The organism is Mycobacterium sp. 1274761.0 (assembly GCF_001668615.1).
Classification (GTDB): Bacteria; Actinomycetota; Actinomycetes; order Mycobacteriales; family Mycobacteriaceae; genus Mycobacterium.
The window spans coordinates 1-15,402 of record NZ_LZMC01000097.1; the positions used below are offsets into that span (position 1 = coordinate 1).

A 15,402-nucleotide genomic window follows, 5' to 3' on the forward strand; every position below is an offset into this window, starting at 1 on the left:
CGCCGCCCGAAGGGACCTCAAGTAACGGTGAGCACCAACGAGGGGTCGCTGTGGGGCGGTCGGTTCGCCGACGGCCCGTCGGACGCACTCGCCGCGCTGAGCAAGTCGACCCATTTCGACTGGGTGCTCGCGCCTTATGACATCACGGCATCGAAGGCACACACGCGGGTGCTGTTCAGCGCGGGCCTGCTGACCGAGGAGCAGCGCGACGGCCTGCTGGCCGGCCTGGACAGCCTCGCCGCCGACGTCGCCGACGGCAGCTTCTTGCCGCTGGTCACCGACGAGGACGTGCACGGCGCGCTTGAGCGCGGCCTGATCGAACGGGTCGGCGCGGAACTCGGTGGCCGACTACGGGCCGGCCGGTCCCGAAATGACCAGGTGGCCACGCTGTTTCGACTGTGGCTGCGCGATGCCGTACGGCGCGTCGCCGACGTGACACTGGAGGTGGTGTCCGCGTTGGCCACTCAGGCCGCTGCACATCCGACGGCGATCATGCCGGGCAAAACGCACCTGCAGTCAGCCCAGCCGATCCTGCTGGCCCACCACCTGCTGGCCCACGCACACCCGCTGCTGCGCGACGTCGACCGGCTTATCGACTTCGATGTGCGCGCCGCGGTATCTCCTTACGGCGCAGGCGCACTCGCCGGGTCGTCGCTGGGCCTCGATCCCGACGCCATCGCGGCGGAACTGGGGTTCAGCGCCGCGGCGGACAATTCGGTGGACGCCACCGCCGCGCGCGATTTCGCAGCGGAGGCCGCGTTCGTCTTCACGATGATCGGTGTCGACCTGTCGCGCCTTGCCGAGGACATCATCCTGTGGAGCACAACCGAATTCGGGTATGTGACGCTGCATGACTCGTGGTCGACGGGAAGCTCCATCATGCCGCAGAAGAAGAACCCCGACATCGCCGAGCTGGCCCGTGGCAAGTCGGGGCGGCTGATCGGCAATCTGGCCGGGCTGTTGGCGACCTTGAAGGCGCAGCCGCTGGCCTACAACCGCGATCTGCAGGAGGACAAGGAGCCGGTGTTCGACTCGGTGGCCCAGCTGGAGTTGCTGCTGCCGGCGATGGCCGGCCTCGTGGCCACCCTGCGATTCGACGTCGACCGGATGGCCGAGCTGGCGCCCCTCGGCTACACGCTGGCCACCGATCTGGCCGAATGGCTGGTGCGCCGCGGCGTGCCGTTCCGGGTCGCCCATGAGGCGGCGGGCGCGGCCGTCCGCGCCGCCGAGGCGAGGGGGGTTGGCCTCGAGGAGCTGGAAGACGCCGAGCTTGCCGACATCCATCCGGAGTTGTCACCCGACGTTCGCGAGGTGCTGACCGTGGCAGGGTCGGTGAACTCGCGTGACGCACGGGGCGGCACCGCGCCGATCCAGGTCGCCAAGCAGCTCGGCGCCGTGCGCGACACCGCCGACGCGCTCCGTGCCCGGATACGCCGTTAGCCACTAGCATTCAGCAGCATGGAGGGTCCCCCCGCTGCGTCCGTCGAGCGGGACGGTCGATGGAGCCGCTGGCTGCCGCGCTTGATCTCACCGCAGACGGGACGGGTGGCGCTAGTCCTTGTCCTCCTGGCCACCGCTGCCTTCGGCGGCCTCGACACCGTCGATAAGGAGGTCACCCCATTCGATCCCGGCCAAGAGTTCAGCGACGGCCAATACACCCTAATCATCGAGCGCGCACGGGTGGTCAACGAGCTCAAAGGCACCTACGGCAAACCGAAGCCGGGGTTGCTCTACCTCGGGGTGCTGGTTACGGTGCGCAACGACAGCGCCGTCCCCGGGCGTCTCCACAGCCAGCTGGACCTCCGCGATGTACGTGGCGCAGAACTCTTCGGCATCTTCCGGTTTCGCGACGGCTCGCCCATCCAGACCCTTGGCCCCGGGCTCTCCGAAGAATTGGTGTTCGCTTGGCAAGTACCGGAATCGACCGCCAAGTCGCTTCGATCGGTGACGATCCGCGTGTGGAAGAAGAAGTACTCGCAGTTGAAGGTCACCTACGGTGACAAGGCGTGGATCGACACCGACGATTACGGGCAGGTCGTCGTTCCGGTGAAGGATTCGGCGTGAAGGCCCGGTTGCCGTCGCGGCGTGCGCTGACCGTCATCGGGGTTGTGGTGACGGTGGCGGCGGGCGCCGTGGTGTGGCAGTGCCTGCCGGGCCCCACCGACGTGTTCGGCCCGTTCGACGTCCACGCCGAAGCCGGCAGGGCGGCAACGGGTCGCGCCGTCTCTGCCACTGTTACGAACACGCGGGTCACCCCGGTCGTGGACACGGTGAAGCCAGCTGGTGTCTGGGTTGTTGTCGACGCGGCGCTGGAAGGGACGCGCAGCACGGAGCTGCCGCACAGCAAGCTGCTCGTCGGGCCCAACACCTATGACCCGAGCGACCGGTTCTTCAGTGACACCCTGTTGGCCGAAATCAGCCCGGGGCTGACGCTCACCGGCTCGTGGGTGTTCGACGTGGATCCCGCCGTGGCGCCGGGATCATCGGATCCGCTGACGCTGATGGTCTGGGTTGGCGATGGACGGCTGGATTCGCGTCTGCTCATCGAGATCCCTACCCACGGTTCACGTTTCAGCCGGGTCAACGAAGTCACGCTGAACAAACCCGAGCTGAGTGCGTCATGAGAGCACACCTGTCGAAGTTGTGGGTGCGCAACGTGATCGCTGCGCTGGTTGCCGTCGCAGCCATCGCCGTCGTGATCGTCACCGGCCTGGGCGACTCGTGGGCGACGTACCGGCGTACGGTGACTCCCGGCGCCGTCGTGCCTGCAGGCCAGAGCGGTAACGCCGGGGGATACACCTGGAAGATCGCCTCGGTACGGCATCTGAACCGCAGCCCGCGAAGTTTCGGCCCGCCGTTACCCGCGGGCACCGTGTTGACCGTCGTCACCGTTGAGCGCACAGGACCACCGCCGCCGCAGAAGCAGATCTGCAAGGGGGTGATCACCGACGGTCAACGCCGGTGGAAGAACGAGGGTATCGGCGGGTTCGCCCCGCCCGAACGCGACGGTGTGTCCAGCATGTGCGACGGAACCGGGCTGCTTCAGTTTTCGTTCCTATTACCCAACGATGTGGTGCCGACGGCGATGGACGTCGTCGCGTTCGACGGCACGATCACGGTGCGGCTACTGCTGTAGTTTCCTGTGGCCGGACGTGTTCGAGGCAGTACGCCACCGTCGAGGCGATCAGACACACTCGCAGCGGTTCGATGATCATGTGCGAGGCGAGCGCAATCGTGTCGGTGAAACCATTCCAGAAGTCCAGGGGGTGGGGTCCGAAAAGCCATGCGACGGAACGGAAAAGGTAGCCGACGCTCAACTCAGGGCGATAGAAGGCGCCGGCCATATCCAGCCAGGCCAGACCCAGATACCCGAAGATGTACAGGGCCAGCGCGAGGAAGCCGCCGTGAAGGACCAACCGCGCCGAATCCACGATCGTCCCATAATTGCCCAGCCTGGCGATAAACCAGGCCCACAGCCTCTGCCCCAACGTTTGAGGCACCCGCCATCTCCGTCCGCCAAATCGTTTCGTGCCTGCGGCGGCGCGCTCGAAGACCAGGTCGGCGCGGCTACCCACGACGCGACGGGCGGTGTCGCGCCAACCCGGGATGGAAACGCCGTAAACGATTCCTGCCACCGCCAGCCACAGGAGCGGGATCGTCGCGCCACCGAACACCGTGCGCAGCACCAGCATCACGGCGTCCCACAAATGCTCGAGCGGCGCGAAATGCGAGAAGAGTTCGGCGCGGGTGTCGTTGAACCACACGACGATTCGTCGCCGGGCGAGCCAGCCGGCCGGGTTGATCAGGAAGCTGACGCCCTGGCTGGCCGCCAAACTGATGGTGAGAAAGACCCACAAGGCGTCGACGTAGACGCGCACGGCGATCACCCAGCCGGGCAGGCTCTCCTTGAACCGGCTGAGCACATACCGGATCACCAGTGCTGAGACGATGATCACCCACGTGGTGGTGCTCACCGGCAGCTGATCGGGATGAAGCTCGCTCGTCTGGCCCGTCGTCACCGTCTTCATCATCGCGTCGCCGACGCGGTAGTTGAGCGCGGCGGTCTCGAAGTCGAGCCAGTCCTCGGCGAAGAGTTTCCACGCCAGATAGATGGCGAAGAACGGCACGATGATGTTGGCGAAAACATCGACGCTGCGCGCCGTGCGCCGCGGCAGTGCCGCCAACGCGGGAATGGCCGGCCGCAGCACGAGGAACATTCCCACATATGAGCCGAGCCGGGCCAGGCCGGCGAACGGCATGATCAGCGATGCCCAGACGTCGTTGTCCCAGCCGACATACGCGGCGAGTTCGATGGCGCCTTTACGCCCAAGCCATCCCATGAGGTAGATCGCGACTAGTTGCGGCCAATAGCGCCAACACAGAGCGAACGGCCGCAGCACATAGCGCACAGCGACATCGTAGACAGCTCAGCGCGACTTCTTCGCCAGGTAGATACGGGCATCTTCGGAGAATCCCCTTGCGGTGACGTGGTACGAGGCCCTCGAATACGAGATCGTCACTCCTCGGCGGCGGCCAACCAGGCTTCTTCGAGCGATTCCTTATGCGCCATCAGCTCATTGAGCTCACCATTCAGCTCGCTCAGCCGGACATGGTCGGCCGCGGCGTCGGCCATCGTCTCGTGCATGGCCGCGATTCGCTGCTCCAGCTTGGCGAGTTGCCCTTCGATGCGGGCCATTTCCTTGCCCGCCCGACGCTCGCGGGCCGAGGCCGACTCGGTGCGTTGCGCTTCCGGCCGCGCGGGCGTGGGCTCATCGGCCACCCGCTCGGCGAGGTACTGCTCGATGCCGCCCGGTAGTAGGTCGCACCGACCACCTCCGGTGAGGGCGTAGGTGACGTCGGTGACGCGCTCGAGGAAGTAGCGGTCGTGGGTGACGACGATCAACGTGCCCGGCCAGTCGTCGAGGTAGTCCTCGATGACGGTGAGGGTGTCGATGTCGAGGTCGTTGGTCGGCTCGTCAAGCAGCAGCACGTTTGGTTCGTCGAGCAGAATGCGCAGGAACTGCAGTCGACGCCGTTCACCACCGGACAGATCGGCGATCTTGGCGATGAGCTTGTCGCCGGTGAAACCGAATTCCTTCAGCAGAGTGTCGGCGCTGATTTCGCGCCCGTTCGCCAATTGGCTCAGGCGGCGGCGGTTTTCGACCGCGTCGATGACCCGGTCGCCGGTCAGCTCGGCCAGCGCCTGGCTCAGGTAGCCAATCCTCAGGGTGGCGCCGCGCTTGATGGTGCCTGCGGCCGGCTGCAGTTCACCGGCGAGGAGCCGCAGCACCGATGTCTTGCCGGTGCCGTTGACGCCGACAAGCCCGATCCGGGCGCCGGGTCCGATGGACCAGTCTATGGCGTCCAGAACGACGCGGTCACCGACCTCGAGCCGCAGCCGATGCAGGTCGAACACGTCCTTTCCCAGCCGCGTGGTCGCAAAGCGCTGCAGCACAAGCGAATCCCGGGGTGGCGGTTCGTTGGCGATGAGCTCGTTGGCCGCCTGGATGCGGAACTTCGGCTTGGAGGTCCTGGCGGGCGGACCGCGGCGCAGCCACGCCAACTCCTTGCGCATCAGATTCCTGCGCCGCGCTTCGGCGCCGGCTTCCAGTCGCATCCGCTCCGCGCGGGCCAAGACGTAGGCGGCGTAGCCACCGTCGTACGCGTCGATCTCCCCGTCGTGCACCTCCCAGGTCTTCGTGGTGACCGCATCGAGGGACCAGCGGTCGTGGCTCACGACGACGAGCGCCGCGGACCGCAGCCCGGACAGGTGCTGGGCCAACCAGCCGATTACTTCCACGTCGAGGTGGTTCGTCGGTTCGTCGAGCACCAGGACGTCATGCCCGCCGAGCAGCACGGCGGCCAACGCGACGCGGCGTCGCTCACCGCCGCTGAGGTCGGCGACCTTACTGTCCAGGTCGACCGCTGTCAGCAGATGCTCGACGACCGCACGCGTCTGGGATTCGGCTGCCCAGATGTGGTCGGGCCTGCCGCCGACGATCACCTCCCGGACGGTGGTTCCCTCTGCGAAGTCGTCGCTCTGGCGCAGGTATCCCACCGACAGACCCGAGGTGTGGGTGACGCGGCCGGTGTCGGGCTGACGGGTTCCGGTGAGCACCTGCAGCAACGTCGATTTTCCGTCGCCGTTGCGTCCGACGACCCCGATCGCGTCGCCCTCGTCCACCCCGAAGCTGGCGGCGTTCAGCAGCGTGCGGGTGCCGTAGCCCAGCGTCGCGCGCTCGACATTGATCAGATTGGCCATCAGCCGCCGATGATAGGTACGGCGTCTCGTCGTTGGCGACGCAGGCTCTATGCCATGATGACCTCGTAAATCGGGGGACAGGTGTGACAAAAGGGGAACCGCCGGTGGTGGACCTTTCGGCAATAACCAAGCCGGTGGGGCGGTTGGTGGCCACCGCCCAGAACGGTCTGGAAGTACTGCGTTACGGAGGTCTGGAGACGGGCGCGGTGCCGTCGCCGTTCCAGATCGTCGAAAGCGTGCCGATGTACAAGCTGCGCCGGTACTTCCCGCCCGACACCCGTCCGGGTTCGAAGCCACCCGGCCCGCCGGTGCTCATGGTGCACCCGATGATGATGTCGGCCGACATGTGGGACGTCACCCGCGCCGACGGTGCCGTCGGCATTCTGCACAACGGCGGCATCGACCCGTGGGTCATCGACTTCGGCGAACCCGACAAGGTCGAGGGCGGCATGCAGCGCAACCTCGCCGATCACGTCGTCGCGCTGAGCGAGGCCATCGACACCGTCAAGGAGATCACCCAGCGCGACGTGCACCTCGCGGGCTACTCGCAGGGCGGCATGTTCTGCTATCAGGCCGCGGCGTATCGCCGGTCGAAGGACCTCGCGAGCATCATCGCCTTCGGGGCGCCGGTGGACACGCTCGCCGCGCTTCCGATGAACCTGCCCGCCGGAGTCGCAGCCGGCGCAGCCGATTTCATGGCCGACCATGTGTTCAGCCGCATCGACATCCCGAGCTGGCTGGCCCGTACCGGCTTTCAGATGCTCGACCCCCTCAAGACCGCCCAGTCGCGGATCGACTTCCTGCGCCAGCTGCACGACCGGGAAGCGCTGCTGCCCCGTGAGCAGCAGCGCAGGTTTCTCGCGTCGGAGGGCTGGATCGCCTGGTCGGGACCGGCGATCGCGGAGCTGCTCAAGCAGTTCATCGCCCACAATCGGATGATGACCGGAGGGTTCTCCATACACGGCGACCTGGTCACGCTTAGCGATATCAACTGCCCGGTGCTGGCAGTCGTCGGCGAGGTGGACGATATCGGCCAACCCGCCGCGGTGCGCGGGATCAAGCGTGCCGCGCCGCAGGCCGATGTGTACGAATACCTGATCCGCGCAGGCCATTTCGGCCTGGTCGTCGGATCGAAGGCGTCCACTCAAACATGGCCGACAGTGGCGCAATGGGTCAAATCGATCGACGGAAACGCAGATCTGCCCGACGGTGTCGCGCCGATGGCACTGCAACCGAAACAAAGCGACGAGAGCGGTGTGGCCCTGACGTCGAGGCTGGCCCACGGTGCCACTGCAGCCGGCGAGATGGCGTTCACCCTGGCCCGCTCGGCCGCTGACGCCGTCGTCGCCGCCAACAAATCGGCCAGGGCGCTCGCCGTCGAGACGGTCCGTACGCTGCCGAGGCTGGCCCGGCTCGGCCAGATCAACGACCACACCCGCATCTCGCTCGGCCGCATCATGTCCGAGCAGGCACGCGATGTCCCCAACGGGGAAGCGCTGCTGTTCGACGGGCGGGTGCACACCTACGAAGCCGTCGACCGCCGCATCAACAACGTGGTCCGCGGGCTCATCGAGGTCGGTGTCCGCCAGGGGGCCCACGTCGGCGTTTTGATGGAAACGCGGCCCAGCGCGCTGGTGGCGATCGCGGCGCTGTCGCGCCTCGGCGCGGTGGCCGTGCTGATGCCACCCGACGTCGACCTGGCCACCGCCGCCCGGCTCGGCGGCGTGTCCGAGATCATCGCAGACCCCAGCAACCTCGAGGCGGCCCGCGGGCTGTCGACGCGGGTGCTGGTGCTCGGCGGCGGCGAGTCACGAGACCTGCACCTGCCCGATGATGCCGACGTCATCGACATGGAGCAGATCGATCCCGACAGCGTTGATTTGCCGGGCTGGTACCGGCCCAACCCGGGGCTGGCCCGCGACCTGGCGTTCATCGGGTTCAGCACCGTCGGCGGTCAGCTGCTTGCACGCCAGATCACGAACTATCGATGGGCGTTGTCGGCCATCGGCACTGCGTCGGCGGCCAACCTGGGCCGCGGTGACACCGTCTACTGCCTGACGCCGCTGCACCACCAGTCCGGGCTCTTGGTCAGCCTCGGCGGCGCGGTCGTCGGCGGCTCGCGGATCGCGCTGTCGCGAGGACTGCGCCCCGACCGATTCGTCCAGGAGATCCGGCAGTACGGCGTGACGGTTGTGTCCTACACGTGGGCGATGCTGCGGGAAGTTATCGACGACCCGTCGTTCGTGCTGACCGGCAACCATCCGGTGCGGCTGTTCATCGGGTCCGGCATGCCCGCCGGTCTGTGGTGCCGGGTGGTCGAAGTTTTCAAGCCCGCGCGTGTCGTCGAATTCTTCGCAACCACTGACGGACAGGCGGTGTTGGCCAATGTGTCCGGTGCCAAGGTGGGCAGCAAGGGCAGGCCGCTGCCCGGCGGTGGAGACATTCGGCTGGCGGCATACGACCCGGAGGACGACCTGATCCTGGAGGACGACAACGGGTTCGTCCGGCAGGCCGACACCAACGAGGTCGGCGTGCTGCTGGCCCGGCCACGCGGGCCGATCGACCCGACGGCGTCGGTGAAGCGCGGCGTGTTCGCACCGGCGGACACCTGGGTGTCGGCCGAGTATCTGTTCCGTCGTGACGAGGACGGCGACTACTGGCTGGTGGACAACCGCAGTCTGGTGATCCGCACCGAACGCGGCCCGGTGTACACCACGCCGGTGAGCGATGCGCTCGGCGGCATCGACGCGGTGGACATGGCGGTGACCTATCCGGTCGACACCGGTGGGCACCGGGTCGCTGTCACCGCGGTCGCGCTGCGCCCCGGCGGCAGCGTGGCGGCGGCTGATCTGTCCGAGGCGTTGGCCGATCTGCCGGTGGGCGCGCCGCCCGACATCGTGTATGTCGTGAACGAGATGGCGCTGAGCGCGTCCTACAGGCCGATGGTCAGCCCGCTGCGCGCGACCGGCATTCCCAAGCCGTCGAGGAACGCGTGGTACCTGGACACCGACACCGACACGTACAAGCGCTTGACCACCGCGGTACGCACCGAGCTGGTCGAGGGCGGGAACTGAAGCCCTGCTGGCCGGCCGGCGCACTGTTAGGCTCGGCGCAGCCATCCACTGGAGGATCGATGACATCGCAGAACCGTTGGTGCCGCGTTGCGGGTGCCGTGGCTGGTGGCGCGATCGTCGGCGCGCTCGTGGCGGGTTTGGGCGCGCCGGTCAGCGTTGCCGCGCCGGCCACCGACAACACGACCGATACCGAGGCCCCGGCGCCGAAGATGACCGGCGACCAGGCGCTGGCGATCATTCAGCAGGATTACGACATGGGTGCCGGGGGCGGTCAGCTCTCGAACCTCGTCCACGAGGTGCTGGTGCTTCGCAATCTCGGATTCAAGCCTTCCAACGCGAACAAGACGGCCATCGTCGAGGCATTAGACGAGCGGCCGAACCAGGCGCCGTTGGTCGAGGCACTCAAGGCCACCATCTCCTACCAGCGAAAGATCCAGGCGCAGGCAGCCGCGCAGCAGCAACAGCAGGGCGCAGACCAGCCCGGCTTCGCCATCGGAGGCGCGCCTGCCCCGTTCAATCAGGGTGGTGTCATCATGGGCGGCCCGGGCGGCTCTTCTGTCGCCGCGCCGGTCGGCTGACCTGCCGCCATGGTTGACGAAAAGCTGCTTCGCATCCTGGTCTGTCCCGAAGACCGTGGGCCGTTGCTGTTGATCGGTGATGACGAACTGCTCTACAACCCGCGGCTGCGTCGTGCATACCGCATCGAGGACGGTATCCCGGTGCTGCTCGTCGACGAGGCCGTCGCGATCTGCGACGACGCCGAGCACGAACGGCTTCTCAGCCGCGCGTCGTCATCTCGGTGAGCCCGGGCAGGTCTCCGGTCAGGTACCGCTGCAGGTTGGGTGCGATCGTCTCGGCGATCTGGTCGACCGGCAGCGACCGGAACGGCTCCAATTCCAGGATGTAGCGGGCCATGACAACGCCGACGAGCTGCGACGCGACGAACTGAACCCGGATCCGTCCGCTGCCCGGCGGATTGTCCACCCGTGAGCCCACCTCGGCGGCGACGACCTCTTGCAGGAACGACCGCACGAGCGATGCGTCGTTGCCCGCCAGAATTGACCGCAGTGTCGCGATGAATCCCTTGCCCAGCTCGGAATCCCACAATGGCAACAGGATCGACGGCAGGACGTAACCGATCCGTTCGACCGGCACTTCCTTGATCGGTCCGATTACCGTCATCGGGTCAATCGGAATGTGGATGGCCGCGGCGAACAGCTGCGTCTTGGTGCCGTAATAGTGGTGGACCAGAGCGGGGTCGACGCCCGCCTCGGCGGCGATGGCACGGATCGACGTCTTATCGATCCCGTTGCGGGCGAAGAGTTCTCGGGCAGTTGCGAGAATCCGCTCGCGGGTATCGGATGTGCCCGGCGGTCGCCCGGGGCGCTTTCGGTCGGTATTGGTCGTCAACGCTCTATGGTGTCCTTCTTCGCAGTGTCGCGGCGGCCAAGCACAGCGCGACGACCGCAAAGCCGATGACCACGATGATGTCCCGGAGCGCGATCGCCGTCAGGTCCGAATACGCGCCGACCTGCCGCAGCGCCTCCAAAGCGTAGCTGGCGGGCAGCACGTTGCTGATCCACTGCAGCCAGTCGGGCATCACGTCGCGGGGCACGATGATGCCGCACAACAACAGTTGGGGGGCGATGACGACGGGCATGAACTGCACGGCCTGAAACTCGGTGCGGGCGAACGCGCTGCACAGTAGGCCGAGGCCGACGCCGAGGACGGCGTTGATGATCGCGATCACGAACACCAGCAGCGGGCTGCCCTTCGTGTCCAGACCAAGGAACCAGAACGACACGATGCAGGCGAGCGTGGCCTGCGCGGCTGCGGCGATCGAAAACGCGGTGCCGTAGGCGCCCAGCAGTTCGAGTCGACTCAGCGGCGTGGTCAGGATTCGCTCCAACGTTCCCGAAACCCGTTCGCGCTGCATGGTTATCGAGGTGATCAGGAACATGACGATCAACGGGAACACGCCGAGCATGATCAGACACGCGTTGTTGAACGGCGACGGGCCGCCCGGTGGATGCGGCGCGTTCTGGAACATGAAGTACATCAGCGTGATGATCAGGCTGGGAACGACCAAGATCATCGCGACGCTGCGATGATCGGCGCCCAGCTGGCGCAGGATGCGCCCGGTGGTGGCCAGATAGCCGGTCAGGCTCAGCTTGCTGCGGCTTCGGTGCTGTGCCGGATGACGGACAGAAACGCTTCCTCCAGTGACTGACATCCGGTTTCCTCCCGTAATTTCCGTGGCGTGGTGTGGGCGAGAAGGTGTCCTTCCCGCATGAGCAGTAGGTCGCCGCAGTGATCGGCTTCATCCATGACGTGGCTGGAAACGAGCAACGTCGTTCCGCGTTGGGCGAGTCGTTGAAACTGTTCCCAGAGGTCGACGCGCAGCACCGGATCGAGGCCGACGGTCGGCTCGTCGAGCACCAGCACATCAGGAGCCGCCACCAGCGCACAGGCAAGCGAGACACGGGCGCGTTGTCCGCCGGACAGGTTGCTGCACAACGCGGTTCGGTGATCGTCGAGGCCGACGGCGGAAACGGCCTCGTCGGCTGACTTGGAATCGACTTCGTACAGCGACCCGAAATAGCGGACGTTGTCGACGACCCGCAGGTCGTCGTAGATGGTCGCGTCCTGCGGCATGTATCCGACGCGCCCGCGCAGGGGAGCGGACCCGGCCGCGTGGCCGAGGACGGTGACTCGTCCGCCCGTGACGATCTGGGTTCCGACAATGCAGCGGATCAGCGTGGTCTTGCCGCAGCCGGAAGGCCCGAGCAGGCCGGTGATGGTGCCGCGGGCAATACGCACGGACAGGTCGTGAATCGCGGGACGTTTTCCGCGGACGACCCGCAGATGTTCGATAGCGATGACTGGCTCAATGCCCGTGTCCAACAATTCATCACTCGATGAAGTCATCATAGGATGAATATCCTCCCGCGGTTTGGGCGTGTCAAGACCTGCAGGCACAATCGCCTCGATGACCACGAAGTCGCTGCCCGCCGATCCCGTCGAGGCGGCCCGCCGACTTCTGGGCGCAGCGCTGATCGGCCGCGGCGTCAGCGCGATGATCGTCGAGGTCGAGGCCTACGGCGGCCCGCCCGACGGTCCGTGGCCGGACGCCGCGTCCCACTCGTATCGCGGGCCCGGTGGACGCAACTCCGTGATGTTCGGGCCGGCTGGCCGGCTGTACACGTACCGGAGCCACGGCATACACGTCTGCGCGAACGTGGTCTGCGCCTACGACGGGGTGGCGGGTGCGGTTCTGCTGCGAGCGGCGGCGGTCGAGTCCGGGCTGGAGGTCGCAGCGCTTCGGCGGGGAGAGTCGGTGCGGCCGACGGCCCTGGCCCGCGGCCCCGGCAATCTGTGTTCAGCGCTGGGAATCACCATGGACGACAACGGGATTGACCTTTTCGACCCGCACAGCCCGGTCCGGCTAGCGCTGGGGGAGCAGCGCCCTGCGGCTGAGGGCCCACGTGTGGGGGTCAGTCTGGCGGCCGATCGGCCATGGCGATTCTGGCTGGCGGGACGCCCGGAAGTGTCGCTGTACCGCCGCAGTCCGCGGGCGCCGGCGCTGGGCGAGAGTGACTAGGTGCCAGTCGTTATGCCGCGGTTGCGCGGACGGCTGGCGGTGAACAGCGCGACGGTACCCACCATCGTCGTGGTGAACGTCTCGAAGTAGGTGTCGAGAGCCCGCTGCAGGCCGGCGAGATCGTCCGTGTCGTTGTGGAAGGTCCCAGAGGTGTTGAACCGCTTCATCGTTCGTCGGCCAAGCAGGTTGTGGCGAACACCTACCCCCAGGATCGTCGAGCCGAAGAACACTCCATCCGGTGCGAGAGCGTCGGCTACGTTTTCGATCGCCAAGGATTTGGTCTTCCAGTCGCCGGGGATGCAATGGAACACGTAGTTGGCGGCGATAGAGTCGAATCTCTCTTCGGTGTGGATCGACGAAAAGATGTCCGAATGCAGCAGCGTCGGCGCCAGCTTGCGGAGGCGTCTGCCGGCCGTCGCGAGGCTGTCAGGACTCAGGTCGAGAAGCGTGAGATTGGGCTCAGGGCAGGGGAACGTGGCGTGCTGCAGGTACCAACCGGTGCCGGGCCCGATGTCGAGGTGGCGACACCGGATGTGCTCGTCGTAATGCTGCAGGAGGCGGCGGCGGGGGCAGCGCCACAGCCATCGGTTGTTAAACCTCAAGACGTAAAGGTTGTAGATGAAGAGCCCCCGCGCGTTGTAGAACGCCGCTCCTTTGCGGATCTCGTCTCGGTCGGGATGGGGTGGTGTCATACGAGTTTCGACTCTCCCCTCTGGAACGGAATGCGTTCGACTGCGCCATGCTATCGGCCGCAAGTGCGGATGAGGCGGCGGCGCGCGTGCCCTCGCAGCGCGGTGTGGCCGACCCGTCAACGCACCGGCTGGGGCCGCTCCACCGGGGTACGGGAAGATCGACATCGTGACGTCTAAGGACAATCCGGACATCCTCGACGAGCTGCGTTGGCGCGGGCTGATCGCTCAGTCCACCGACGAGGACGCGCTGAAGGCGGCATTGGCCGCGGGACCCGTCACCGTGTACTCCGGCTTCGATCCCACGGCCCCGAGTCTGCACGCCGGCCATCTGATCCCGCTGCTCACACTGCGGCGCTTTCAGCAGGCGGGCCATCGGCCGATCGTGCTCGCGGGAGGTGCCACGGGCATGATCGGTGATCCCCGCGAAACCGGCGAGCGCACCCTGAACACCGCGGACACCGTTGCGGACTGGGCGGACCGAATACGTGGGCAACTCGAGCGCTTCGTCGAATTCCACGACTCCGTTACGGGAGCCGTGGTGGAAAACAACCTGTCCTGGACGGGCCCGCTGTCGACGATCGAATTCCTGCGCGACGTCGGAAAACACTTCTCGGTCAACGTGATGCTCGACCGCGACACCGTGCGGCGCCGGCTGGAGGGCGAAGGCATCTCCTACACCGAGTTCAGCTACATGCTGCTGCAGGCCAACGACTACGTCGAACTGCACCGACGTTACGGTTGCGCGCTGCAGATCGGCGGATCCGACCAGTGGGGCAACATCATCGCCGGCGTCCGGTTGGTGCGTCAGAAGGAGGGCACGATGGTGCACGCCCTGACCACGCCGCTGGTCACCGACTCCGAAGGCAAGAAGTTCGGTAAGTCGACCGGGGGCGGCAATCTGTGGCTCGACCCAGAGATGACCAGCCCGTACGCCTGGTACCAGTACTTCTTCAATACCGCCGACGCGGACGTGGTGCCGTACTTGAAGTGGTTCACGTTCCTGTCGCGCGAGGAATTGGACGCGCTCGAGCAGGCCACCGCAGAGCGGCCGCACGAGCGCGCCGCCCAGCGCAGGCTGGCGCAGGAGCTCACCACGCTGGTCCACGGACAGCCGCAGTGCGCTGCGGTCGAACATGCCAGCCAGGCGCTCTTCGGTCGAGGGGAGCTGGCGCAGCTCGACGAGCCGACCTTGGCCGCGGCGCTACGCGAAGCCAGCAACAACCAGGTGGCAGAGCTGAAGCCTGGCAGCCCGAACGCCATCACCGACCTCCTGGTGGCCAGCGGGCTCGTCGACAGCAAGGGGGCGGCGCGACGGACGGTCGCGGAGGGCGGCGCCTACGTCAACAACGTCCGCATCGAGGGCGACGACTGGACTCCGCAACCGTCCGACTTCCTTCACGGCCGGTGGTTGGTGCTGCGTCGCGGCAAGCGGAATATCGCTGGCGTGCAACGTGTTGACTAACTCGTCGGAGTCGACGCACGACGCTGCGCACGACCGGCGGAACCGTTGAGACACACCGCCGATCAGCCCATTTGACTCCAAGTTTTCCCTCACGTAACTTATTGAAGTCGTCGCGACGCGGCCCAGCCGCTGAGCGCGACGGCGTCCCAGAGGGAAGCTCCACTTCGGTGGGTTCCCGAACGTCCGCATTACGAGTACGCGGCCTTGTGCCGCGTGTTGGTTGCGCGGCCGGAACGGGTGTGTTGTTTGAGAACTCAATAGTGTGTTTGGTGGTTTTTGTTTGTTGTTTTTGTTTGGCCACATTCTTGGCG

15 protein-coding genes are annotated in these 15,402 nt (G+C 66.4%); 9 read left to right on the forward strand and 6 right to left on the reverse strand.

Annotation, left to right across the window (positions count from 1 at the left end; translation table 11 throughout):
* Window positions 1-27 precede the first annotated feature (27 nt).
* The 4 genes from argH to A5651_RS19915 are packed head-to-tail and all read left to right on the forward strand — an operon-like array spanning window position 28 to window position 3,136.
* Window positions 28-1,440, forward strand: a complete 1,413-nt coding sequence (gene argH / locus A5651_RS19900; RefSeq protein WP_066984861.1) for an argininosuccinate lyase — start codon at window positions 28-30, stop codon at window positions 1,438-1,440.
* 18 nt (window positions 1,441-1,458) lie between these two features.
* Complete coding sequence (locus tag A5651_RS19905; protein ID WP_156663081.1) at window positions 1,459-2,064, forward strand: hypothetical protein; 606 nt, start codon at window positions 1,459-1,461, stop codon at window positions 2,062-2,064.
* Complete coding sequence (locus A5651_RS19910; protein ID WP_066984864.1) at window positions 2,061-2,624, forward strand: hypothetical protein; 564 nt, start codon at window positions 2,061-2,063, stop codon at window positions 2,622-2,624. Before A5651_RS19905 ends, A5651_RS19910 begins: the two co-directional genes overlap by 4 nt.
* Window positions 2,621-3,136, forward strand: coding sequence for a hypothetical protein (locus A5651_RS19915; RefSeq protein ID WP_066984867.1), 516 nt, complete (start codon window positions 2,621-2,623; stop codon window positions 3,134-3,136). The genes A5651_RS19910 and A5651_RS19915 overlap by 4 nt, the downstream gene beginning before the upstream one ends.
* Here the strand turns inward: A5651_RS19915 and A5651_RS19920 are convergent.
* On the reverse strand, window positions 3,114-4,409 hold the full coding sequence (locus A5651_RS19920) for a hypothetical protein (protein ID WP_066984870.1): 1,296 nt from the start codon (window positions 4,407-4,409) through the stop codon (window positions 3,114-3,116). The genes A5651_RS19915 and A5651_RS19920 overlap by 23 nt on opposite strands.
* 107 nt (window positions 4,410-4,516) lie before the next feature.
* Window positions 4,517-6,262, reverse strand: coding sequence for an ABC-F family ATP-binding cassette domain-containing protein (locus A5651_RS19925; RefSeq protein ID WP_066984873.1), 1,746 nt, complete (start codon window positions 6,260-6,262; stop codon window positions 4,517-4,519).
* A gap of 104 nt (window positions 6,263-6,366) precedes the next feature.
* On the opposite strand from A5651_RS19925, the gene A5651_RS19930 reads away from it, so the two are divergent.
* The 3 genes from A5651_RS19930 to A5651_RS19940 all read left to right on the forward strand — a co-directional run bounded on the left by A5651_RS19930 (window position 6,367) and on the right by A5651_RS19940 (window position 10,139).
* Entirely contained in the window at window positions 6,367-9,336 is a 2,970-nt protein-coding gene (locus tag A5651_RS19930; protein WP_197496696.1) for an acyl-CoA synthetase, read from the forward strand.
* 98 nt (window positions 9,337-9,434) lie between these two features.
* Window positions 9,435-9,914, forward strand: coding sequence for a hypothetical protein (locus A5651_RS19935; RefSeq protein ID WP_066984876.1), 480 nt, complete (start codon window positions 9,435-9,437; stop codon window positions 9,912-9,914).
* A gap of 9 nt (window positions 9,915-9,923) precedes the next feature.
* Window positions 9,924-10,139, forward strand: a complete 216-nt coding sequence (locus tag A5651_RS19940) for a Trm112 family protein (RefSeq protein ID WP_066984879.1) — start codon at window positions 9,924-9,926, stop codon at window positions 10,137-10,139.
* Here the strand turns inward: A5651_RS19940 and A5651_RS19945 are convergent.
* From A5651_RS19945 to A5651_RS19955, 3 genes are read right to left on the reverse strand one after another with little or no spacing between them, the layout of a single operon-like run.
* Window positions 10,114-10,746, reverse strand: coding sequence for a TetR/AcrR family transcriptional regulator (locus tag A5651_RS19945; protein WP_066984882.1), 633 nt, complete (start codon window positions 10,744-10,746; stop codon window positions 10,114-10,116). The genes A5651_RS19940 and A5651_RS19945 overlap by 26 nt on opposite strands.
* A 4-nt stretch (window positions 10,747-10,750) precedes the next feature.
* Entirely contained in the window at window positions 10,751-11,569 is an 819-nt protein-coding gene (locus tag A5651_RS19950) for an ABC transporter permease (RefSeq protein ID WP_082943870.1), read from the reverse strand.
* Complete coding sequence (locus A5651_RS19955; RefSeq protein ID WP_066984902.1) at window positions 11,503-12,267, reverse strand: ABC transporter ATP-binding protein; 765 nt, start codon at window positions 12,265-12,267, stop codon at window positions 11,503-11,505. Before A5651_RS19955 ends, A5651_RS19950 begins: the two co-directional genes overlap by 67 nt.
* 58 nt (window positions 12,268-12,325) lie before the next feature.
* Between A5651_RS19955 and A5651_RS19960 the strand changes: the two genes are divergently transcribed.
* Complete coding sequence (locus A5651_RS19960) at window positions 12,326-12,937, forward strand: DNA-3-methyladenine glycosylase (RefSeq protein ID WP_066984888.1); 612 nt, start codon at window positions 12,326-12,328, stop codon at window positions 12,935-12,937.
* On the opposite strand, the gene A5651_RS19965 is transcribed toward A5651_RS19960, so the two are convergent.
* Window positions 12,934-13,629: a bifunctional 2-polyprenyl-6-hydroxyphenol methylase/3-demethylubiquinol 3-O-methyltransferase UbiG gene (locus A5651_RS19965; protein ID WP_066984891.1), complete on the reverse strand. Its 696-nt coding sequence runs from the start codon at window positions 13,627-13,629 to the stop codon at window positions 12,934-12,936. The two genes, A5651_RS19960 and A5651_RS19965, sit on opposite strands and share 4 nt — an antisense overlap.
* Window positions 13,630-13,819: 190 nt before the next feature.
* Between A5651_RS19965 and tyrS the strand changes: the two genes are divergently transcribed.
* Window positions 13,820-15,091, forward strand: a complete 1,272-nt coding sequence (gene tyrS, locus A5651_RS19970; protein ID WP_197496700.1) for a tyrosine--tRNA ligase — start codon at window positions 13,820-13,822, stop codon at window positions 15,089-15,091.
* The last annotated feature ends 311 nt before the right edge of the window (window positions 15,092-15,402 follow it).

Excerpts from the sequence above, each read along its gene's own strand:
- A5651_RS19905 (WP_156663081.1), top strand. The coding sequence starts at position 1,459 with ATGGAGGGTCCCCCCGCTGCGTCCGTCGAGCGGGACGGTCGATGGAGC.
- A5651_RS19915 (WP_066984867.1), top strand. The coding sequence starts at position 2,621 with ATGAGAGCACACCTGTCGAAGTTGTGGGTGCGCAACGTGATCGCTGCG.
- A5651_RS19940 (WP_066984879.1), top strand. The coding sequence starts at position 9,924 with ATGGTTGACGAAAAGCTGCTTCGCATCCTGGTCTGTCCCGAAGACCGT.
- A5651_RS19955 (WP_066984902.1), bottom strand. The coding sequence starts at position 12,267 with ATGATGACTTCATCGAGTGATGAATTGTTGGACACGGGCATTGAGCCA.
- A5651_RS19950 (WP_082943870.1), bottom strand. The coding sequence starts at position 11,569 with ATGTCAGTCACTGGAGGAAGCGTTTCTGTCCGTCATCCGGCACAGCAC.
- A5651_RS19960 (WP_066984888.1), top strand. The coding sequence starts at position 12,326 with ATGACCACGAAGTCGCTGCCCGCCGATCCCGTCGAGGCGGCCCGCCGA.
- A5651_RS19965 (WP_066984891.1), bottom strand. The coding sequence starts at position 13,629 with ATGACACCACCCCATCCCGACCGAGACGAGATCCGCAAAGGAGCGGCG.
- A5651_RS19925 (WP_066984873.1), bottom strand. The coding sequence starts at position 6,262 with ATGGCCAATCTGATCAATGTCGAGCGCGCGACGCTGGGCTACGGCACC.